General features: G+C 69.5%; 22 protein-coding genes, 3 tRNA genes and 1 pseudogene. 9 read left to right on the top strand and 17 right to left on the bottom strand.

The genetic code is table 11. The features are described 5' to 3' along the window. Positions 1-243: 243 nt before the first annotated feature. Positions 244-1611, bottom strand: a pseudogene (locus tag FHR32_RS47730) (Tn3 family transposase); the annotation flags it as partial. Positions 1612-1855: 244 nt separating this feature from the next. Here FHR32_RS47730 and FHR32_RS33065 point away from each other — a divergent pair. Then, complete coding sequence (locus tag FHR32_RS33065) at positions 1856-2302, top strand: hypothetical protein (RefSeq protein WP_184758420.1); 447 nt, start codon at positions 1856-1858, stop codon at positions 2300-2302. Here the strand turns inward: FHR32_RS33065 and FHR32_RS33060 are convergent. From FHR32_RS33060 to FHR32_RS33045, 4 genes are all read right to left on the bottom strand, one after another. Continuing rightward, the gene (locus FHR32_RS33060; protein ID WP_184758419.1) at positions 2274-2678 is read right to left on the bottom strand and encodes a hypothetical protein; all 405 of its coding nucleotides are present in this window, start codon (positions 2676-2678) and stop codon (positions 2274-2276) included. The two genes, FHR32_RS33065 and FHR32_RS33060, sit on opposite strands and share 29 nt — an antisense overlap. 437 nt (positions 2679-3115) lie before the next feature. Next, the gene (locus FHR32_RS33055) at positions 3116-3691 is read right to left on the bottom strand and encodes a DUF6245 family protein (RefSeq protein ID WP_184758418.1); all 576 of its coding nucleotides are present in this window, start codon (positions 3689-3691) and stop codon (positions 3116-3118) included. Between the two features lie 228 nt (positions 3692-3919). Beyond that, complete coding sequence (locus tag FHR32_RS33050; protein ID WP_184758417.1) at positions 3920-4219, bottom strand: hypothetical protein; 300 nt, start codon at positions 4217-4219, stop codon at positions 3920-3922. 202 nt (positions 4220-4421) lie between these two features. After that, complete coding sequence (locus FHR32_RS33045) at positions 4422-4673, bottom strand: hypothetical protein (protein ID WP_184758416.1); 252 nt, start codon at positions 4671-4673, stop codon at positions 4422-4424. Between FHR32_RS33045 and FHR32_RS33040 the strand changes: the two genes are divergently transcribed. Together FHR32_RS33040 and FHR32_RS33035 are read left to right on the top strand one after the other, a co-directional pair. Further along, entirely contained in the window at positions 4657-4968 is a 312-nt protein-coding gene (locus FHR32_RS33040) for a hypothetical protein (RefSeq protein WP_184758415.1), read from the top strand. The two genes, FHR32_RS33045 and FHR32_RS33040, sit on opposite strands and share 17 nt — an antisense overlap. Next, positions 4968-5117 carry a hypothetical protein gene (locus FHR32_RS33035; RefSeq protein WP_184758414.1) on the top strand — a complete coding sequence of 50 codons (150 nt, stop codon included), beginning with the start codon at positions 4968-4970 and terminating at the stop codon, positions 5115-5117. Before FHR32_RS33040 ends, FHR32_RS33035 begins: the two co-directional genes overlap by 1 nt. On the opposite strand, the gene FHR32_RS33030 is transcribed toward FHR32_RS33035, so the two are convergent. Continuing rightward, on the bottom strand, positions 5106-5687 hold the full coding sequence (locus FHR32_RS33030; protein WP_221466491.1) for a TetR/AcrR family transcriptional regulator: 582 nt from the start codon (positions 5685-5687) through the stop codon (positions 5106-5108). The two genes, FHR32_RS33035 and FHR32_RS33030, sit on opposite strands and share 12 nt — an antisense overlap. A gap of 237 nt (positions 5688-5924) precedes the next feature. Here FHR32_RS33030 and FHR32_RS33025 point away from each other — a divergent pair, with 237 nt between their 5' ends. Then, positions 5925-6851, top strand: coding sequence for an NADP-dependent oxidoreductase (locus tag FHR32_RS33025; RefSeq protein ID WP_184758412.1), 927 nt, complete (start codon positions 5925-5927; stop codon positions 6849-6851). Positions 6852-6950: 99 nt separating this feature from the next. Then, positions 6951-7157 carry a hypothetical protein gene (locus FHR32_RS33020; RefSeq protein WP_184758411.1) on the top strand — a complete coding sequence of 69 codons (207 nt, stop codon included), beginning with the start codon at positions 6951-6953 and terminating at the stop codon, positions 7155-7157. A 67-nt stretch (positions 7158-7224) separates the two neighbouring features. Here the strand turns inward: FHR32_RS33020 and FHR32_RS33015 are convergent, their stop codons facing one another. The 5 genes from FHR32_RS33015 to FHR32_RS32995 all read right to left on the bottom strand — a co-directional run bounded on the left by FHR32_RS33015 (position 7225) and on the right by FHR32_RS32995 (position 10981). Beyond that, entirely contained in the window at positions 7225-7671 is a 447-nt protein-coding gene (locus FHR32_RS33015; RefSeq protein WP_184758410.1) for an SRPBCC family protein, read from the bottom strand. Then, on the bottom strand, positions 7668-8711 hold the full coding sequence (locus FHR32_RS33010) for a carotenoid oxygenase family protein (RefSeq protein ID WP_184758409.1): 1044 nt from the start codon (positions 8709-8711) through the stop codon (positions 7668-7670). The genes FHR32_RS33015 and FHR32_RS33010 overlap by 4 nt, the downstream gene beginning before the upstream one ends. A gap of 79 nt (positions 8712-8790) precedes the next feature. Further along, the gene (locus FHR32_RS33005) at positions 8791-9624 is read right to left on the bottom strand and encodes an MFS transporter (RefSeq protein WP_184758408.1); all 834 of its coding nucleotides are present in this window, start codon (positions 9622-9624) and stop codon (positions 8791-8793) included. Beyond that, on the bottom strand, positions 9566-9910 hold the full coding sequence (locus FHR32_RS33000; protein WP_184758407.1) for a hypothetical protein: 345 nt from the start codon (positions 9908-9910) through the stop codon (positions 9566-9568). Before FHR32_RS33000 ends, FHR32_RS33005 begins: the two co-directional genes overlap by 59 nt. A gap of 405 nt (positions 9911-10315) precedes the next feature. Beyond that, positions 10316-10981: a DUF4097 family beta strand repeat-containing protein gene (locus FHR32_RS32995; RefSeq protein ID WP_184758406.1), complete on the bottom strand. Its 666-nt coding sequence runs from the start codon at positions 10979-10981 to the stop codon at positions 10316-10318. A gap of 238 nt (positions 10982-11219) precedes the next feature. Here FHR32_RS32995 and FHR32_RS32990 point away from each other — a divergent pair, with 238 nt between their 5' ends. Together FHR32_RS32990 and FHR32_RS32985 are read left to right on the top strand one after the other, a co-directional pair. Continuing rightward, positions 11220-11975 carry a helix-turn-helix domain-containing protein gene (locus tag FHR32_RS32990; RefSeq protein WP_184758405.1) on the top strand — a complete coding sequence of 252 codons (756 nt, stop codon included), beginning with the start codon at positions 11220-11222 and terminating at the stop codon, positions 11973-11975. A gap of 269 nt (positions 11976-12244) precedes the next feature. Beyond that, a complete protein-coding gene (locus FHR32_RS32985; RefSeq protein ID WP_184758404.1) occupies positions 12245-12850 on the top strand; it encodes an MFS transporter in 606 nt (201 codons plus the stop codon). Positions 12851-12983: 133 nt separating this feature from the next. On the opposite strand, the gene FHR32_RS32980 is transcribed toward FHR32_RS32985, so the two are convergent. The 4 genes from FHR32_RS32980 to FHR32_RS32965 form a co-directional block, all read right to left on the bottom strand. Continuing rightward, positions 12984-13058, bottom strand: a tRNA-Val gene (locus FHR32_RS32980). Between the two features lie 14 nt (positions 13059-13072). Then, positions 13073-13143: transfer RNA gene (locus FHR32_RS32975), tRNA-Cys, on the bottom strand. A gap of 27 nt (positions 13144-13170) precedes the next feature. Next, positions 13171-13242: transfer RNA gene (locus tag FHR32_RS32970), tRNA-Gly, on the bottom strand. Between the two features lie 76 nt (positions 13243-13318). Continuing rightward, a complete protein-coding gene (locus tag FHR32_RS32965) occupies positions 13319-13969 on the bottom strand; it encodes an ACT domain-containing protein (RefSeq protein ID WP_184758403.1) in 651 nt (216 codons plus the stop codon). A gap of 91 nt (positions 13970-14060) precedes the next feature. On the opposite strand from FHR32_RS32965, the gene dusB reads away from it, so the two are divergent. Beyond that, positions 14061-15182 (top strand): tRNA dihydrouridine synthase DusB, encoded by a 1122-nt coding sequence (gene dusB, locus FHR32_RS32960; protein WP_184758402.1) that lies wholly within the window; start codon positions 14061-14063, stop codon positions 15180-15182. A gap of 22 nt (positions 15183-15204) precedes the next feature. Here the strand turns inward: dusB and FHR32_RS32955 are convergent, their stop codons facing one another. Beyond that, positions 15205-17463 (bottom strand): ATP-binding cassette domain-containing protein, encoded by a 2259-nt coding sequence (locus FHR32_RS32955; protein WP_184758401.1) that lies wholly within the window; start codon positions 17461-17463, stop codon positions 15205-15207. A 63-nt stretch (positions 17464-17526) separates the two neighbouring features. On the opposite strand from FHR32_RS32955, the gene FHR32_RS32950 reads away from it, so the two are divergent. After that, positions 17527-18498 carry a helix-turn-helix transcriptional regulator gene (locus FHR32_RS32950; RefSeq protein ID WP_184758400.1) on the top strand — a complete coding sequence of 324 codons (972 nt, stop codon included), beginning with the start codon at positions 17527-17529 and terminating at the stop codon, positions 18496-18498. On the opposite strand, the gene FHR32_RS32945 is transcribed toward FHR32_RS32950, so the two are convergent. Beyond that, positions 18465-18980, bottom strand: coding sequence for a DUF2087 domain-containing protein (locus tag FHR32_RS32945; protein ID WP_184758399.1), 516 nt, complete (start codon positions 18978-18980; stop codon positions 18465-18467). The two genes, FHR32_RS32950 and FHR32_RS32945, sit on opposite strands and share 34 nt — an antisense overlap. Between the last annotated feature and the right edge of the window lie 14 nt (positions 18981-18994).

The following is an 18994-nucleotide window of genomic DNA, read 5'->3' as shown; positions in this document are numbered from 1 at the left end:
AGTGGGAGAGCCGTACCGAAGTGCTGTGGTCCAACCGCCCCCTCAACGCCCACGAGGCCCTGTCCGACCCGCGTAACGAAACTCCGCACCCAGCCCCAAACCATCGGCGCCATGTAACGAAACGCCGTGTGAGACTCCGCGAATGCGGGCTCATAGTGCGCCAGCCTGCGACAGGACACCGACGCCGGTACTGTTCGACGGCCTGCCGGGTTCGCGCGCATCGGACCACGACACGATCGTGACCTACTCCGGATCGCCTGGCTGCGCAGCACTCGGGCTGCCGCCAAGCGGCAGTCGCTTGGCCACGTCCAGCCGTACCTCGCCGTAGGGCTGGACGTGCTGCCAGAACAGGGGAGTCAACCCGCGCCGGTCGGCGGGCTTGAGCAGTTTGGCCCACTGCGGGTCGGCGAGGACGTCCTGGAGCATCAGTGTGTTGATGTAGACGAGCGCGGCCTGCAGGATGCGCAGGCACAGGACGGTCATCTCCAGTTCCTCGCGCCGGTTGGTGGCGATGTCGCCGCCCTTGCCGTAGAAGATGACGCTGTTGGCGCCGTTGGAGGACTCCACCACGTTGAGTCCTTCCTGGATCTCCCGCTGGAGTTCGCGGAGGCGGAGATAGCGGGCGACGAAGATGGTCTTCTGCGCGCGGCCGACCTCCAGCATGGCCTGGTAGGTCGGGTGGGAGGCGGAGTCGGTGAAGCGGCGCAGGATGGCCTCGGTGGAGGCGGTGCCTTGCTTGATCGCGGTGGCGTATTTGATCATCTGGTCGTAGTTCTGCTCGATCAGGTCCCATCGGATCGGCCGGGTCATCGCCGGGGTCAGCCGCGGGTACAGGTCGCTTTTGCCGCTCTCCACCCGATGCAGCTTGACCTTGTTGATCTGCTTGATGCGCGGCAGCAGGTCGAAGCCCAGGAGCCTGGTCACGCCGAATCCGATTTCGGTCTGGCCGTGGGAGTCGACGTAGTTGCCTTCGACGTTCATGGTGGTGCCGTGCCGTACCGCGCCCTCGATCATCGCGTGCACCTCCGAGGCCGAGGCGCGCAGGGTCTGGGAGCGCACGACCATGGATCCGCGCTCGATGTGCCAGTAGATGAGGAGCCGCGGCCGCCGTAGCGGATGTCGTCCTCGCTGTGGGCGTGGCCACCGGAGGCGACGGCCCGGATCCCGGTGTTGGTGCCGTAACCGAAGATCGCCAGCATGAGACGCTCGGCCAGCACCTCGGGCTTGAGGCTGGAGCTGCCCGCAACCGAGGTGACGGCGTTCAGGCAGCCGGTGCGCAGCACCGCCTCCTTGAGCATGTCGATCAGCGGGACCGCGCCCCCACCGGCGGCTCACCTCGTTCTTGATCTTGCGCAGATTCCGCGGCTCCTCCGCCGGGCCGATCTTCGTCAGCTTGATCGCGCCGGACTTGCGATCCTTGATCTCCACCCAGTCCAGCTTGGGCAGCGCCGTGTTCAACGCCTCCAGCTCGGCGCGCATCTCGGCCTTCAACTCGGCGATGAAGTCCTTGGGGTCCAGCGGTTTGCGCAGCTCGGCGTAGTTCTCCACGCGGCGGGCGGCGAAGTCCTTGGGCAGGTCCTCCTCCGGGTCGCGGAAGGAGTGGGCGCCGACCGCCCAGATCTCCTTGCACCGCAGCGCGTTGCGCAGCGCCTGGTAGGTGACGATCTCGTACACCATCCGCACCATGCGCCGGCGCCCGCGCTTGTCGTTCTTGAACACCAGGTCTTCCCACTCGCCCGTGGTGCCGCGGTGCTCGGGCACCACCTCGCCACGCGGGTAGTAGGTGGTGTTGCCCGCCTTGGCGTAGCGGTGGCGCAGGCAGGGCACCGACGGGCCGGTCCTGGTCACCGAGCGGGTGAGCGCGGCCTACATCGCCTCCGGCGGCCTGTCGCACGGCACCGCGATGACGGTGGCCGCCGCCCAAGGACTGACCACCGACCACGCGATGATCTACGGCATGAGCTTGGATCCGCACACCCTGTATGCGGCGATGACCCGCGACCGGCTCAGCGCTCACCTGTATCTGCCGCGCAACGTGCTGGAGTCCGACGCCGACCGGGCCCGCCACGGCGAACCCCGCAACCCCGCCGAGGAACTGCACCGCGCCCTGGACGCCTACGCCGCCACCCTGCAGGGCGACCGCGCCGACCAGCTGATCAGCCCCGAGCCCGAACCGATCGCCGCAGTGCGCGCCCGCGAGCGGGAGGCCGCCGAACAGGTCGAGGTCCAGAAGATGGCCAGGGCCGTCTTCGCGGCCGCGATGCTGAACCAGATCACCGATCCCCGGCGCCGCACGGCCTGATCAGCGACGAGCCGCTGCAGGAGCGCATCACCGCCGCGGCCGCGAAGACCACGGCCCCGGCCAAGCTCGTCGAGGTCGACCGGCGGCGCGAGCGGCAGCAGCCGGCGAAGGAGAAGCTGACCGACGCCACGCACCACGCCGAGGCCGCCGGCCAGGCCGAGCAGACCGCGCTACGCCAGGCGCCGGAGGTCTCCCCGGCCGCCACGACCCCGGCCGACCTGCACCAGCGGTTCCGCCTCCTGAACAGCCCGCGTTCCTTCGCCGCGACGCTGGAGAGGGAGAACGCTGCCCGGCTGGAGACCGTCCTGCCCGGGTTCGCCGAGCAGCGGCGCGAGCAGGCCCAGCAACAGACCGAGGTCCGACACCGCTCATCCAACCCAGGACACAGCTACCGGCCGCCCACCCCTCCCGGCATCACCTCCAAGGGACCGCGCCAGGGATACGGCCGCTGAACGCCACAGCGGGGTTTCGGGTGTTTCGGGTGCCTTCTACGCGCGTGCGCGCGAGGCACCCCGGTCATCGCCCCGGCCGGGCCGGGCCGGAGCGTAGCCGTCGCTTGTCCGCGGTCAAGTCCCACAACCACCGCCAAACTGGCCCGCCGTAAGGGACTTGACCCCAGGCGGCGCTGACGGCTGACCCGGACCCCGGGCAGGGACGGCACACCCCGTTTCCGGAGTTTTCGGAGTCCCTATGCGCGGGCGCGCGAGGCGGAGCAGGCCCGCCGAGGGCGGATTGCCCATGAGAATATGAATTCCAACAGGTGATCCTTTATCGCTGGGAATGCGGGTTCCCGCATATAAGCGGGCCGCCGGATCAGTCCTTGTCGAGGAACGCCGACAGGCCGCTGAGCATCTCCAGCAGGATGTCGACGTTGTCGATCGCGTCGACGAGGCACTGGCGGGCCGCGCGCATCTCGGCGACACCCTCCTTGACCGCATCCACGTCGGGCACCTGCCCGGTGCCGGCGATGCCGAGGAGCTTCTGCAGGCCCTCGGCGGTGTGCGCGGCCGCCAGCGGGATCGGCCCCGTGGCCGGGTCCTGGGCGACCAGCCGCAGGGGGCCGGCCACCCGCAGCGCCTGCCAGCGCAGGAACCCGGCGAGCTTCTCGACGTCGTCGGCGACGCCCGCGGTCGCCAGCTGCTGGTGGTGGGCGGCGGCCAGGTCCTCAGGCCTGGTGGCGGCGCTCTCGGCGAGCATCGCCTCGACCTGGACGGCGCCGAGCAGGGCGTTGGCCAACTGCATCCGGTACGGCTCCGGCCCACCGAGCCGGAGCGCTTCGGCCGCGTGCTCGGCGGCGGTGTTGGTCCCGCCGTACAGGCCGAGCGCGGCCAGGGCGGCGGCGAGCTGGGTGGCGGAGGCGGGGGAGTCGGAGAGCGGGGGGAGGTCCATGGCAGTCCACCGTAGGCCCGCCAGCCACGGGCGCCGGGGGGTTTCGGGGGTTTCGAGAGGGGCACTACGCGCGCGCGTACGCGCCTACGCTGTCCCGTCTCAATCGGGTTGGCGTAGAGACGGAGCTCGGAGAGCAGGCGAACGAAGAGTCCCGTCATGAATGACCAGAGCAGATGAACGGGATGACGCACCCGGGCCGCGTGGCAGGATCTTCGGCATTGCCGCAGTTCAGAGAACTGACGCGAGGTCCCGATGCCCTGGACAAGACCCCCTGTCCAGGGCATCGACCTGACTTCGCCACTCGCCCAGCCGTTGTGGGATCGAGACTCCGACCAGGGGATTCAGGCTGTGACGGGACTTCTCGTTCGCCTGTCCTCTGACCCCCATGTCCTCGGGCTCAAGGTAGACCTCGGCACCCTGTCTCGACGTCGGCACGACCGGCACCACCCTCAGCCTCCGGTCGGTGGCCAGGTCAAGGATTCGCTCGGCGAGCGGCGACAGCTCATCCTCGGCGGTCTTCAACTCCACACGCCCCTCCCATCCTGCGGATCTGTCACATCGGATAGGAAGGTAGCGAGCACCCCTGACAATCTGTTGCGAATCCTGCACAGATCGTCATATTTCATCGGAGAGCCACCGGGATTGTGGTTCTCGTAAAGGGGGCACAAGGTGCCGACATACGACGAAGCCCGGGTCACGGTGTGCGGCCCGGGCTTCGTTACCAGGTAGATCAGCCGGTCGGCGGAGGCTCGCCGAGGCAGGCGTACCAGGTCGATTCGCCGTAGGTGGAACGGCTCCAGGCGTCGCGGTCCCACCCGGTCACTGTCCGGCCGGTCAGCGCCAGGACGGTGGCGGCCGCGGCGGCGTGGGCTCCGGCTTGGTCGCGGGCCGTGATGGTGCCGAAGAAGCCGAACCCCTCGACCTCGATGTTGCCGTCGGGGCACTGCAGGATCCACTGGCCGTCGATGCGCGCCAGGCACACGCCGGTGTCGTCCCAGGACTGCCCCACCCGGGGGGACGTCTCCACCGTCGGCGGGGACGTCCTGGACGTCCTGGTCGCTTTGCGGGACGTCCTGCGGGACGTCCTGAACGGCAGGGACGTGCGAGGCGGCCAGGCCGGCCACGCGCTCCTCCCACCCGGTGACCGGGTCGCCGGCCGCCGCGGCGTCGCCGGAGTCGACGGGCACGGTGCGACGTCCAGCGTCGACGAGCTCGGCGGCGAGCTCGGCCAGGCGCTCGGCACAACGGCAGCCCCCCGCACGGCTACGGGGCGCTGATGTACAGCTCACCCGACGGCAAGAGGACCCTGACCGCCTCGGTGACCTATGTGGACGACGCCGCAAGGTCCCTGGGATTGAAGTTCCCGAAGGTGGCGGACAGGCTCGTCAAGGAGGTGTTCTGCGGCGGGCAGGGCTCACCGGTGTAGATCGGGCCCGAGGTCTGGCGGGTCGGCAAGGGCGTGCACGCCCGCGCGAACGCGTTCGGTGTCCATGTGCTGATGCCAGCGCAGGTAGTCGATGACGTCTGCGCGGAGTGCGGTGAACACGGCATGGGCGAAGTATCCGGCGTCGACGGTGGGCCGTGCGGCATGGATCCGGTCGGCGAGTTCGTCGATCCAGAACTGGCTGGCGGCGTTGGCGTAGTAGGCGTGCGGCCCGTAGTGCTCCAGGGCGCGGATGAGCGTCCGGTTATCCAAGACGAAGTCGAACAGAGCATCAAGGTAGGCGTGGAGGCGTGCGACAGCGTCTCCGCCGGGCCCGAGCGGGGGCTCTCCGGATCGTACGCGGTTCTGCAGGGCGGTGACACGTGGCGCGATGAGCGCATCGACCAGTCCCAGCAGGTCACCGAAGCGGCGCATGACCGTGGCCTTACCGACACCGGCGGCCTGGGCGACGCGCGCCAGGCTGACATGGTCGAGGTCCTCGCGCTGGAATAGCGCTTCCGCTGCGGCCAGCACGGCGGCGCGGTTGCGGGCGGCATCGGCGCGTTCGGTCACAGCCACACCTTTCTTGCATAAGTGGACCAGTGGACCGTATCGTATCGGACCAGCGGACCGGTTCATGTCTCGTTTGCAGGGTGCGTGGGTGCGATGGGAGCGCTTCACGCCAGAACAGCGGACCGGTCTGCGTCCTTGCCGAACTCGTGGCGGGGTTGAGCCCGGATGCGTGGAGTGCGCAGTTGGGCTCTGTTGGTTGGACGTCATGGATGGGACGCCAAGCCGAGAGAGGGAGTTATGAAACGGATCTGCCGGGCTGTCATGTTCTCCGAGTACGGTGACGCCGAGGTCTTGCGGCTGGCTGAGCTGGAGGTGCCCGAGCCCAGCACGGGGCAGGTCCGGATCGCCGTCCGCGCCGCCGGTGTCAACCCGATCGACTGGAAGCTCCGCAGCGGCGCCATGGCCGCCGCGATGCCCGTGCGGTTTCCGGCTGTTCCCGGTGTCGATGTCGCCGGCGTCGTCGAATGCGTCGGGCCGGACGTGACCGATGTCGCCGTCGGAGACGAGGTGTTCGGCAAGGCGGTCTCCGGAAGTTACGCCGAACTGGCACTGGCGAACCTCAACGCCATCGCCGCCAAACCCGAAGCAGTGTCCTGGGAGGTGGCAGCCGCCCTGCCCGTGGCTGGCACCACGGCCTATCACGCCTTCGCCCACCTCGGCCTGGCGCAGGGCGAGACGATTGTGATCGACGGCGCGGCCGGTGGCGTGGGAACTGTCGCCGCCCAGGTCGCCCGGCATCGCGGACTCACGGTGATCGGCACGGCCAGCCCGCGCAACCACGACTACCTGCGCTCCCTCGGTGTCATCCCCGTGACCTACGGCGACGGCCTGGCCGTCCGGGTCCGGGCCGTCGCCGCGCGCGGTGTGGATGCCGCTGTGGACGCAGCGGGGCGCGGTTCCCTTCCGGCCCTGGTGGAGTTGACAGGAAACCCCGACCGCGTGATCACTATTGCCGACGCGTCGGCAGAGTCACTGGGCGTGCGGTTCGCCTACGGCGAGCCCGACGACATGCGCGGCATCCTGGCCGAAGCGGCAGCGCTCGTGGCGGCCGGCACGATCACGGTCCCCATCGCCCGCACCTACCCCTTGGCCGACGCGGCCGCCGCCCACCGCGACAGCCAGACAGGGCACGTCCGCGGCAAACTGGTCCTGACGCCGATCTGACGGCTGCGGCTAACTCAAGATCAGTGAGGCGTCCGCCACAGGGGCGGCCGACTTTCGCCGCAAGGGCGGCAAGGTCGACCGCATGCCGGGGGGCCCCGTATGTCTACGGCCGATTCGACAACCGACCGGGACCCACAGCTGGCCAATGCTCGTGACTACTGGCTGGGGTGGGGCAGCGCCGACCGGTCAGACGGCGACCTGACGCTCTACCGCAGCGGCGTGGCCAACCCGCAGCTCAACGGAGTGCCCAGAGTCGGACACCACTCGTCTCCGGAGGCGGCCGTCGTCCTGGCCAGGCGCACGTGATGGGAGGAGCGCCGTGGAGCTCGCAGCTTCGGCAGCGCTCCTCCCGTACATCCGCGTGGACGCGGGCTCAGCGGGATCCGTTCTCGGCCGTCTGCTTGAGATGGGCGAGCCAGGCGGTGAGCGACCCCTTGAGAGCGGCCTGCATGCCGGTCCGGTCGGCGCGGATCGGTTCGCCGTCCCACGACTCGGCGGTCTGGACGAAGGTCTGGCCGTCCCGTTCGGCGAAGGTCCATTCGTGGATGCCCGTGATGCCGTGTGCGGGCCCGCCCCACAGGATACGGCGGCCGGGGTCGATGGCGTAGACGGTTGAGTCGATGTTCAGGCCGAAGGTGCTCCAGTGGAACACCGACCCCTCGTTGAGCGGGCCGTCGGCGGTGGCGGTGGTGATGTCGGTCTGCCAGGAGGGCCAGGCGTTTACGTCGGTGTGCAGGTCCCAGACCTGTGCGAGCGGAGCGTCGATGACGGTGTCGAGCCGGACGACGACGGCGGCTGCGGTGTCGATGGTGGTGATCACTTCTGGTCCTCGATCCAGTGGCCGTGGATGCCGGCGGGCACCCTGCGGGGAAGTTCGGCGGTGGCGACGGTGGCCAGGTCGTCGAGCGACTCCTCGCTCGCCTTTCCGGTGGCCGGGTCGAGGACCCAGCGATGGAAGGTGGATCCGGCGTCGGGGCTGACGCCGTAGCCGGGGGCGCCGATCCACCACTTCCAGGAGGTCTCCCAGGCGGAGCGGTCGTAGCGGGGGCCTTCGAGCACCACGCGGCCCTGCGTGTCGACGTAGGAGTTGGTGACGTGCAGGATGGCGCCCTGCTCGACCTCGAACCACGTGACCTTGGGGGCTCCGGTGCGGGGCATGACGCCGATGCGCAGCGGCACGTCGTCGTGCCACCTGTAGGGGATGCCGGAGTGCTCGGCGTGGTCGAAGACGACCGGTGAGTTGACGAAGACCGCGTGCTCGCGGGTGATGGCGAAGTCGTGCATGAGCGAGGGCCCGGAGCCGTCGATCACCTGCGAGCGGATGATCTCGCCTTCTTGGGAGGCGACGTAGTAGGTCAGGTAGGGCGGGAACGGGCTGTAGGAGAAGAAGTGCAGTTCGCCGGTGACCGGGTCCTCCTTGGGGTGGGCGGTCATCGAGCTGGTGAGTTTGCCGCCGAAGTCGTAGACGCCGACGGTGTCGAGCTCGGCGGTCACCTCCCAGGGCAGGTTGGCCTCCTGCAGCGCCAGGTAGCGGCCGCCGTGGAAGATGATGTTGGTGGCCGCGGCGGAGACCTCAAGTTCGGTGCCGGTGAACGGCACGCCGTCCAGGTACGGGGTCTTCACCCAGCGGTTGCGGTACCACTCGGCCCGGCCGCCTGCCAGGCGCACGCCGTGGATCATGCCCTCGCCGCGGAACCAGTGCGAGGGGGTGATGCCGGGCTTGGGGTTGTGGCCGTTGCGGAAGTAGCGGCCGTTGAGCTCGGGCGGCAGGGTGCCGTGGACGGTCAGCTCGTGGGCGGTGATCTCGTCGGTGACCGGGGTGAAGTGGCCGGTCAGGTACGGCTTGGGCAGGTCGTTCATGACAGTGTCGCCTTTCCGAGGAGAAGGATGGTGATGACGGCGCAGGCCAGGAAGGCCGCGCCGTACGAGGGAAGAAGGGTCAGTACGGCCAGGCCGACGGCGCCGCCGATCTGGCGGGTGGCGTTGAGCAGCCCGCCGGCCAGGCCGCTGTCCGCGGCGGGCACGCCGAGGCGAGGGCGGTGAGCCGGACGAAGGCCACCCCGAGCCCTGCGCCGATCAGCAGCGAGGGGCCGAGCAGGTCCACGAGGAAGGTGCCGTCCGCCGGGGTGCGGGCCAGCCAGGCCAGCCCGGCCGCGAGCAGCGCCAGGCCACCGGGGAGTACGGCACGGCCGTGCAGCCGGGGTGTCGCCCAGGATGCCAGGGTGATCATGAGGGCGAGCGGCAGCTGGGTGAGTCCCGCTTCGAGCGGCGTGTAGCCGAGCTCGCGCTGCTGATAGAGGGGCAGGTAGTAGAACAGGCCGAGCCAGACCGCGCCGAGCATGGCCATGAGCGCGTTCGCTCGGGCCACGATCCGCATACGCGCGGGCAGCAGCGGATCGGGTGAGCGGCGTTGCAGCAGTACGAACACGGCCAGAAGGATCAGGCCCGCGATGATGAAGGGCCATTGTCCGGACAGCCCGTAGGTCAGGGCGACCAGCCCGCCGGTGACCGTCACCGAGCCGGGCAGGTCGAGTCGCCCGCCCCGTGGCGTGACGGGATTGACCATGAGCCAGGTGGCCACGAGTACGGCCAGCGCGACGGGGGCCATCACGGAGAAGACCGAGCGCCAGCCGTACAGGGCGGTGAGTAGCCCGCCGAGCAGGACGCCAGCCGCTTTGTCGAGGCTGCTCCCGCCCTCCCCGGCGATCCCCGGCTCAGACTGCCTCCAGCTTCGTCCCGCCGCTACGACGGCACGGACGACGGGGTCTTTCACCTCCGTACGGACATTCAGCGCTTCGTGGCGCACTGGGGCTCATGACAGAGTTTTTACGGGCACCCCTCGTAGGGGAGGCGGGCAGGTCGAGCTCGGCCAGCAGCCTGGCGCGGTAGAGCACATCGCCTTCGAGCAGGGTCCTGATCCGGGGCCAGTAGGGCGCGATGGCCGCCTCCCAGTAGTTCCGGATCTCCTCGGCCAGCCGTTCGAGCCCCTCTTCCGGGTCGTCGTGGAGCCTTTCGAGCCGTCCGGTGGGAGGGCCGTCCCAGGCGTCTGCTCGGCCCACGGCGCGAGCACGGCGTGCGCGGCCGGGTTCTTCACCACCCGCACGCTGGCGACGACCTCCCATAGCGGAGAGAACGCGAAGCGGACATCGGCGAGGTCCTGCGCGGTGAAGGTGAGCTCAAGAGACACTCGATTGAGGTAGACCACAGGGATACCGGGACCGCCGGTGTCGGTGACGGCCAGGGCCGTATCGTCAACCGGCACCATGCCGGTCCACTTCGAATTGGTCGAGGAAGTGCTGTTCTTCGTCATGTGTTCCACCTGGTCGCGTTAGGCGTCTTGCACGACTTCTCCAGGCCCTGCACGTGGATCGCAGGCCCCTCGGGACGGCCGGCCGCGTCCTCGGCGACGACCGACAGGATCTCGATCGCGGTGGGCCCGGCCGGATAGTCCTGGTTCTGCTCCTTTAGAGGCTGCGGGCGGTGATGTCGCCGTGGGAGGTGGTGGCGCGGATGTCGAGTTCGGCGGTGCCATCGTTCTTGAGGGCGTTGCTGACGCGGCCGTAGTCGGTGCCGGCGTCCAGGGCGGCCGAGACGCCGGCGGCGGCGGCGACCGAAATGTCGCCGGACTGGGTGCGGAGCACGACCGTGCCGCGCACGGCCTCGGCGATCCGGATGTCGCCCCTTGCGGTGCTGATCTCCGCGGGGCCGTTGAGCCGGCCGACCTCGACGTCGCCGTCGATCGCAGTGAGGCGGACGCTCGCGGCCTCGTCGATCTTGATCTGGCGGTACGCGCCTTCGAATGCGACGTCGCCGAGGCGGCCGACGCCGCGGAGCTCGGAGCTGGCGGCCTTGGCCTCGATGCGGGAGCCGGCGGGCAGCTGGACGGTGATCTCCAGGGATCCGGAGGGGCCGAAGAGCTGGTTGTTGGGGGTCGAGGCCGTGATCCGCAGGACGCCGTCGGCGTAGGCGACGGTGGTCTGCTCGGCGGTCTGGACGTCGCGACTCTTGGAGGGGTTGGCGGGCAGGACCTCGACGGTGGTGTCGGCGCGGTCGGCGGCGATGAACTGGATGCGTCCGGCGGGGATGTCCAGGACGGCGGAGATCGGGGCGGGGGTGTCGAACTTCTGCATCGTGCTCTCCTGTGCTCGTTCGTTGTTTCTGACACCGGAAACGCTACGTTGCTTTCCAGAATTCGGCAACGCGCCCGTTGCGCAGAATCGACATATGCACAGGTAAAGACCGGGAAACTGTTGCAACTGTCTTGAGGGTAACGCAACGACAACTGCTCTGATCATTGCAATGGATGAGAAGTGAACGCTATAGTGGGAGGATCAAGGACCACCACGAAGGATCACCAAGGAGATCGCGATGCCGGGAGGCAGGCTCACCCAGCAGGAACGCCAGCAGATCGCGCTGGGGCTGGCCGACAGCCTCCCCTACGCCGAGATCGCCCGACGCCTCGACCGTCCGACCTCGACGATCACGCGTGAGGTGATGCGCAACGGCGGCCCCACCGCCTACCGCGCCGACCTGGCCCACCGCGCCACCGAACGCCGCACCCACCGGCGCAGGCCCACCTCCTCCCGAAGGCCGGAGTCGGTCCCCCAGCCACACGGACGCGACGCCGAGGCCGTGGCCGAGTACGAGGAGACGCTCACCACCGTTCTCATGGCTTCGGGCCTGCCCAAGATGACGGCCCGGGTGCTGACCTGCCTGTTCACCACCGACGCGGGCAGCCTCACCGCGTCCCAACTCGCCCAGCGCCTCCAGGTCAGCCCGGCGTCCATCTCCAAAGCGATCGCCTTCCTGGAGAGCCAGAGCCTCGTCCGCCGAGAACGCGACGAACGCCGCCGCGACCGCTACGTCGTCGACGACGAACTCTTCTACCAGGCGACGATCGCCAGCGCCCGATCCAACGACCAGCTCGTCGAAACCGCACGCCAAGGCGTCGCCGTCCTCGGCCCCCACACCCCCGCCGCCACCCGCCTGGAGAACATCGCCCGCTTCCTCGACTTCATCAGCGAAAGCATCACCCGCGCCGCCGAACAGGCCCGCGAAGTCCTCCACACCAAACCCGAAACAACCTCAAACGACACCGCCCAACCAAGTCCAGACCGCGGATAGACAGCCGTCTCGATCGTCACAGCCATGAGACGAAGCCGGCTGCGTCCTCGGGGAAACATAGGGTTCCACCACGGCGGCCGTCCGCGACAGCGCGCGGTCATCCGCACCCTCGCCGTCCAAACACCTCCGCTTTTTCGGACACTCTGGCGACCAGGGACGATGTCATCCAGAAATCTCCGTCCAGAAAGTCGATGCGGGGTGTGGGCGCAGTACGGCCTGGCCGCCGCGCGGCGCAGTGCGGCGGAGTTGCTGGAGTCCCCGCCCGGCCAGTGACCGCAAGCGGCCCGCGCGCCCTTCACCGCCTACTGCCGCCGGGCGCGAGCAGGCTGGTCACCTCGGCGATCGCCTCGGCCGAGGGATGGAACCTGGCGTTCCCGCTCTGCTCGACGCTGTCGCCCGTACTGATCGTCAAGGAGCTCGGACAGCCCCCATGGGTGCTCGGCGTCTACCTCGCCGTCGGCGGGGTGGGCGTCCTGGCCGGGTCCTCCCCGGCGCACCTGACCGGCCGTCGGCTGGAGCGCGGGCGGGCCGTGTGGATCATCGGCGTGGTCACCGCGCCGTTCGCGTTGCTGCTGCCGTTCATCGGCTGGAACGTCTGGGTCTCGGCGGCGGCGTGGGCCGTCCTGTGCTTCCGGACGGGGCTGAACAACGTGCTGCTCGTCAGCTTCCGTCAGAAGGTCACGCCCGATGCGATGCTCGGCCGGATGAACGCCACCATGCGGCTGATCCTGATGGGCGCGGTCGGCGTCGGTGGCCTGCTGGCAGGTCTCGTCGGCGAGATCTGGGGCACAGGGACGGCGATCTGGGCAGGTGCTTCGATCACGGCGCTCAGCTGGGTGCCGATCTACTTCAGCCCGCTCCGCCGGGAGGTCTGATTCCCGCTGGACGGAGAACGGTGAGGGACATCCGGGCGGGTGGACGGCCATCATGGGACGGCGGGAGGGGACCTCATGAAAGCCAGAAGGCCGCCACAGCCCCTGAGGGGCTCTGGCGGCTGTCGGCGTGCGGTGGTGGACGATACAGGGATTGAACCTGTGACCTCTTCCGTGTCAGGGAAGCGCTCTCCCGCTGAGCTAATCGTCCTTGCCGAACACGAGAGGTGGAGACGGGATTTGAACCCGTGTACACGGCTTTGCAGGCCGTTGCCTCGCCTCTCGGCCACTCCACCGGAGTGAGGGCCCTAGGGGACCCTTCGAGCGGAAGACGGGATTCGAACCCGCGACCCTCACCTTGGCAAGGTGATGCTCTACCACTGAGCCACTTCCGCGTGTTTTCGCCGGGTGTTTCCCCTGCGGCAACGAGAGAACTCTAGCGGGTTTTCCGGGTGGTTGCGTAACCGTCGGTCAACCGGGCCGGCGGAGCTGGCGGGCGACGCTGCGTTCCACCGCGGGCAGGGTGAGGAAGATCTCCAGGATCCGGGTCAGGCGATGCACCTCGATGCGGTGGAAGGCGGGGCCCTCGGTGCGGGCCAGCAGGAGCGTCATGGCCAGCGGGGGCAGTGGCGCGGCGATCACATGGAGGCCGGAGCCGAGGGTGGCGGCCGTCGGGCGGGACGGGGTGTCGGCGGGGAAGGGGACCTCGGCGGGGGCGCGCCAGCTGGAGTGGACGACCGCGTGTGGTTCCCGCTCCGTGCCGGCCGCGGCCCAGTCGCCGCTGAACAGCACCGGCATCGAGTCGATCAGCGTGGCCAGCGCGCGGTCCCCCGCCGTGGTGATGTATTTGAGGATCTCCAGCTCCGGATAGGTGCCCGGCGCCTCCCGCGTGCTCCACACCCCCTCGACGGTCACTCCCGGCACGCTCCGCAGGCCCTCGGCCAGCACCTCGCGTGGAGCGGCGTCCGGCCAGTAGACGGTGATGTCGTCGAGCGCGCGGCCCTCGCCGCGGTCGAGCACGATGACCTGCGTGATGTCGGCCCCGGCGGAGCCGAGGGCATGAGTGATCTTCGCCAGGGATCCCGGCTGGTCGGGCAGGGTGATCCGCAGCCGCAGGAGCATCCAGGGCCTCCGATGTCACGTCCGACTACGCTATGGACACCCTACCCAGCGACGATTCGTCCAGCCGAGTCCGGTGAGGTAGAAACACAAGGTGGAGTCGTTGAAGCTGGGATCGCTCGAGGTCTGGCCGCCCGTGGTCCTCGCGCCCATGGCCGGGATCACCAATGCGCCCTACCGGACGCTCTGCCGCGAGCAGGGCGGCGGGCTGTTCGTCTGCGAGATGATCACCACGCGGGCGCTGGTGGAGCGGAACGCCAAGACCTTCAAGATGATCCGGTTCGACCCGGGTGAGAGGCCCCGCAGCCTCCAGCTCTACGGTGTCGACCCGGTGACCGTCGGCAGGGCCGTCCGTATGATCGCCGACGAGGACCTGGCCGATCACATCGACCTCAACTTCGGCTGCCCGGTCCCCAAGGTGACCCGTCGCGGTGGCGGCTCCGCCCTGCCGTACAAGCGGAACCTCCTGCGGGCCATCCTGCGCGAGGCCGTGCGCAACGCCGGGACGCTGCCGGTGACCATGAAGATGCGCAAGGGCATCGACGACGACCACCTGACCTACCTGGACGCGGGGCGGATCGCCGTGGAGGAGGGCGTCTCGGCGATAGCGCTGCACGGCCGTACCGCCCTGCAGCACTACGGCGGGACCGCCGACTGGGAGGCCATCGCCCGGCTCAAGGAGGCGGTGAGCGAGATCCCGGTCCTCGGCAACGGCGACATCTGGAGCGCGGACGACGCGATGCGGATGATGGCCGAGACCGGATGCGACGGCGTCGTCGTGGGCCGGGGCTGCCTGGGACGCCCGTGGCTGTTCGCGGACCTCTCGGCCGCGTGGGAGGGAGGCGGGGAGCGCGTCCGTCCCCGGCTGGGGGAGGTCGCCGCGACGATGGACCGGCACGCCACGCTGCTGGCCGAGTGCTTCGGCAGCGAGCACCACGCCGTCGCCGACTTCCGCAAACACGTCGGCTGGTATCTCAAGGGCTTCACCGTCGGAGCCGACCTCCGCCGCCGCCTGGCCACCGCGGACACCCTCGCCACCCTGCGGGAGGGGCTCGCCGAGCTCGACCCCGCCCAGCCCTGGCCCGAGGGCGTGGACGCGCCCCGGGGCAAGACCAACCCGCGCGACCGGGTCCACCTGCCCGAGGGCTGGCTGGACGACCCCTACGACCTCGCCACTCCCGGAGCGGACGCCGAACTCGACACCTCGGGCGGCTGAGGCGCCCCCACCCGCTCCGGCGCTACGGCCTGCCCAGGTCGAGGTCGCGGCGGAGATGCTCGGCGGTGAAGGAGCCGGTCAGCTCCAGCAGCTGCCGGGGAGTGCCCTCGAACACGACGGTGCCCCCCCGGTCCCCGCCGTCGGGGCCGAGGTCGACGATCCAGTCGGCGCTCTTGATCACGTCGAGGTTGTGCTCGATGACGATCACCGTGTTACCGGCGTTCACCAGGTTGTCCGTGATGGTGAGCAGGTGCTCGACGTCCGACATGTGCAGCCCGGTGGTCGGCTCGTCCATGACGTAGACGCTGCCCTTCTTGTGGAGCTCGCCGGCCAGTTTGATCCGCTGGCACTCGCCGCCGGACAGGCTGCTGAGCGGCTGGCCGAGCTTGAGATAGCCGAGCCCCACCTCGTTGACCGCGCGCAGGACGCCCCGCGGCTTCGGCTCGGTGAAGAACCCCGCCGCCTCGCCCATCGTCATCTCCAGCACGTCTGAGACGGACCTGCCGCGCAGCGTGTGCCGGAGGACCTCCTCCCGGAACCGCCGACCCCGGCACACCTCGCACACCGACGTGACACCGTCCATGAACGCCAGGTCGGTGTGGATGACCCCGAGGCCCTGGCACTCCGGGCAGGCACCCTTGGAGTTGAAGCTGAACAGCGCGGGGCTGACCCCGTTCGCGGCGGCGAACAGCTTGCGGATCTCGTCCATCAGGCCGGTGTAGGTGGCCGGGGTGGACCGGATCGAGGTGCCGACCGCGGACTGGTCGATCACCACCGCCTCCGGGTGCGCGGCCAGGAACGCCTCGTTGACGAGGCTGCTCTTGCCCGACCCGGCCACCCCGGTGACGACGGTGAGCACCCCGGCGGGGAAGGAGACCGTGACGTCCTTCAGATTGTGCACGGTGGCGCCGGTGACGGTCAGCTCTCCGGCCGGCCGCCGGAACTCCGTCTTGAGCGGCCGGTTGTGGCGCATGTGCCGCCCGGTGAGCGTGTCCGCCCGGTACAGGCCCTCGACGCCCCCCTCGTAGACGATCTCGCCGCCGTGCGTCCCGGCGCGGGGGCCGACGTCCACCACGTGGTCGGCGATGTCGATGACGTCGCGGTCGTGTTCCACGACGAGCACGGTGTTGCCCTTGTCCCGCAGCTCGCGCAGCAGGGCGTTCATGTTCGTCACGTCACGCGGGTGCAGTCCGATGGTGGGTTCGTCGAGGATGTACGTCATGTCGGTCAGGCTGCTGCCCAGGTGCTTGACCATTTTGATCCGCTGGGACTCCCCGCCGGAGAGGGTGAGGGTGGGCCGGTCCAGGCTGAGGTAGCCCAGGCCGATGGTGACCAGGTGCCGCAGCCGGGACAGGAGGGCCGGGACCATCGTCGCCGCGACCGGGGCGTCGATCGCGGCGATCACGTCGATCAGGTGCCGGACCTCCATCGCGGACAGTTCGGCGATGTTGCGGCCGTCGATCCGGCAGGCCAGCGCCGCCTGGTTGAGCCGGGTCCCTCCGCACAGCGGGCACGGCCGCGAGGAGACGAACGCCAGCACCGTGTCCCGTTTGGACGACTCCGCGAGGTCCCTGTTGATGTAGAGCCGGTCGAACTTGTCGATCAGCCCCTCGTACTTCTGCGGGACCGTCCCGCCCCGCGTCTCGAAGAACACCTTCGACCCGCTGCCGCGCAGGAACATGTCCCACTCGGCCTGGGTGTAGTCCTCCAGCGGCCTGTCGTTGTCGAACAGTCCCGACTGGGCGTAGGTCTTCCAGTACCAGGTGCCCACCCCGAAGCCCGGCAGCAGGATCGCGCCCTCGTCGAGCGACCTCGACCGGTCCAGGGCCCGCGCCAGGTCCAGGGCCATCGTCCGGCCGACCCCCTCGCACTCCGGGCACATCCCGGCGGGGTCGTTGAAGGAGAAGGCGTTTGAGTATCCGGCGGGCGGCGTGCCGACCCGGGAGTAGAGCAGCCGGAGCAGGGAGGAGATGTCGGTGATCGTGCCGACGGTGGAGCGGGAGTTGCCGCCGATGCGCTGCTGTCCGATGATGACGGCGGTGGAGAGGTTGCCGATGTGGTCGGCGTCCGGCTGACCATACTTGGGCAGCCGGTTGCGGACGAACGTGCTGAAGGTCTCGTTGAGCTGCCGCTGTGACTCCGCGGCGATCGTGTCGAAGACGATGGACGACTTGCCGGATCCCGAGACACCGGTGAAGACCGTGATCTGTCTCTTGGGGATCTTCAGTGAGATGTTCTTGAGGTTGTTCTCACGGGCGCCCGTTATCTCGATATGGCTCATGAGTCCGACGCTAGCCAGGGTTTAGGTCAGTTCCCGGCCGCGATAGGTGGCATCGTGGCACATATGGCAGACACCACAGGCCGCGTGCTCCGGCTGCTGTCGCTGCTCCAGGCGCACCGGGAGTGGCCGGGGCCCGAGCTGGCCGAACGTCTGGAGGTCAGCCCGCGCACGCTGCGCCGTGACATCGACCGGCTGCGTGAACTGGGCTATCCGGTCCACGCGACGACCGGCCCGGCCGGTGGATACCGGCTGGAAGCGGGGACCGCGATGCCGCCGCTGCTGCTCGACGACGAGGAGGCCGTCGCCATCGCGGTCGGTCTGCGTACGGCGGCGGGCGGCTCGGTGGCCGGGATCGAGGAGACCTCGGCCCGCGCGCTGGCCAAGCTGGAACAGGTCCTGCCCTCCCGCCTGCGTCACCGGGTCAACACCCTGCAGACCCAGACCGTGGCGGTGCGCGGCCCGCTGGCCCGCTCCTGGCCGACCGTCGACCCGGAGACACTGGCGGTCCTCGCCCAGGCGAGCCGCAGCCGCGAACGGCTCCGCTTCGGCTACCGCCGCCGCGACGGCACCGAGAGCGCGCGGGTGGTCGAGCCGTACCGGCTCGTGTCCACCGGGCGGCGGTGGTATCTCGTCGCGTGGGACGTCGAGCGGGACGACTGGCGGACCTTCCGGGTGGACCGGCTCGCCGCCCCGCTGGCCACCGGTGCCCGCTTCACCCGGCGCGAGCCGCCCGAGGGCTACATCGAGCGGTCCATCACCGCGCCGATCACTCGGTATCGGGCGGTGGCCACCCTGCACGCGCCCCTGGCCGTGGTCGCCGACCGGGTGCAGGCCGCCGCCCACGGCCAGCTGGAGGCCGTCGGCGAGCACCGTTGCCTGCTGCGCACCGGCGGCGACTCCCTGGAGTGGCTGGCCATGACCCTCGGCCTGCTCGACGTGGACTTCACCGTCCACGAGCCGGTCGAGCTGATCGGCTACATCCGGCGGCTGGCGGGCCGCCTTCAGGAGTCGACCGAGCCGCCGCTGCGCCAGTAGACGTTGTTCTCCCGGCTCAGCAGACCGTCGTCGATCAGATAGCGGCGGAGCGCCGCGTAGTCGTCGTGGAAGGCGCGCAGCACGGTGTTGACCTCCTTCTCGGGGTAGCGGACCCCCGGCTCGAAGACCTGGGCGATGTAGTTCAGCACGACGAGCTGCTTGTCGCGCTTGGTGGGTATCGCCCGGAGCCGTCCCTTGACGAGGAAGGACTGCAGCACCTTCTCCTCGGGGGAGACCGGGGCGGCGGGTCTGGCCGTGGCGTGCAGCAGCTCGCGGAACCGCTCACGCCGCGCCTGCCAGCGGCCGTCGTCGTCCCGTACGGCCAGCCCGCCGCGTTCCAGCCGGTCCAGCGCCCGTCTTGTCGTCTCTCTGTCCAGTCCGGCCTCCTCGGGTTTGTCGTTCAGCACCAGCGCCGCCAGCACCCGTAACGTGTCCTCCTGATGGAGCAGGCCCAGCACCTGCCTGATCGCGTCGTCGCTCATGCTCTCTATTCTGG

It is taken from the genome of Streptosporangium album, assembly GCF_014203795.1.
Lineage (GTDB): Bacteria > Actinomycetota > Actinomycetes > Streptosporangiales > Streptosporangiaceae > Streptosporangium > Streptosporangium album.
Note: the sequence above shows the minus strand (reverse complement) of the source record. Positions and strands in the feature narration are given on the sequence as shown.

Coding starts and splice junctions, on each gene's coding strand:
- FHR32_RS32990 (WP_184758405.1), top strand. CDS start 11,220: ATGCCGGGAGGCAGGCTCACCCAGCAGGAACGCCAGCAGATCGCGCTG.
- FHR32_RS32945 (WP_184758399.1), bottom strand. CDS start 18,980: ATGAGCGACGACGCGATCAGGCAGGTGCTGGGCCTGCTCCATCAGGAG.
- FHR32_RS33025 (WP_184758412.1), top strand. CDS start 5,925: ATGAAACGGATCTGCCGGGCTGTCATGTTCTCCGAGTACGGTGACGCC.
- FHR32_RS32955 (WP_184758401.1), bottom strand. CDS start 17,463: ATGAGCCATATCGAGATAACGGGCGCCCGTGAGAACAACCTCAAGAAC.
- FHR32_RS33035 (WP_184758414.1), top strand. CDS start 4,968: ATGTACAGCTCACCCGACGGCAAGAGGACCCTGACCGCCTCGGTGACC.
- FHR32_RS33020 (WP_184758411.1), top strand. CDS start 6,951: ATGTCTACGGCCGATTCGACAACCGACCGGGACCCACAGCTGGCCAAT.
- FHR32_RS32965 (WP_184758403.1), bottom strand. CDS start 13,969: ATGCTCCTGCGGCTGCGGATCACCCTGCCCGACCAGCCGGGATCCCTG.
- FHR32_RS32995 (WP_184758406.1), bottom strand. CDS start 10,981: ATGCAGAAGTTCGACACCCCCGCCCCGATCTCCGCCGTCCTGGACATC.
- FHR32_RS32950 (WP_184758400.1), top strand. CDS start 17,527: ATGGCAGACACCACAGGCCGCGTGCTCCGGCTGCTGTCGCTGCTCCAG.
- FHR32_RS33040 (WP_184758415.1), top strand. CDS start 4,657: ATGCGCGCCAGGCACACGCCGGTGTCGTCCCAGGACTGCCCCACCCGG.
- FHR32_RS33010 (WP_184758409.1), bottom strand. CDS start 8,711: ATGAACGACCTGCCCAAGCCGTACCTGACCGGCCACTTCACCCCGGTC.
- FHR32_RS33055 (WP_184758418.1), bottom strand. CDS start 3,691: ATGGACCTCCCCCCGCTCTCCGACTCCCCCGCCTCCGCCACCCAGCTC.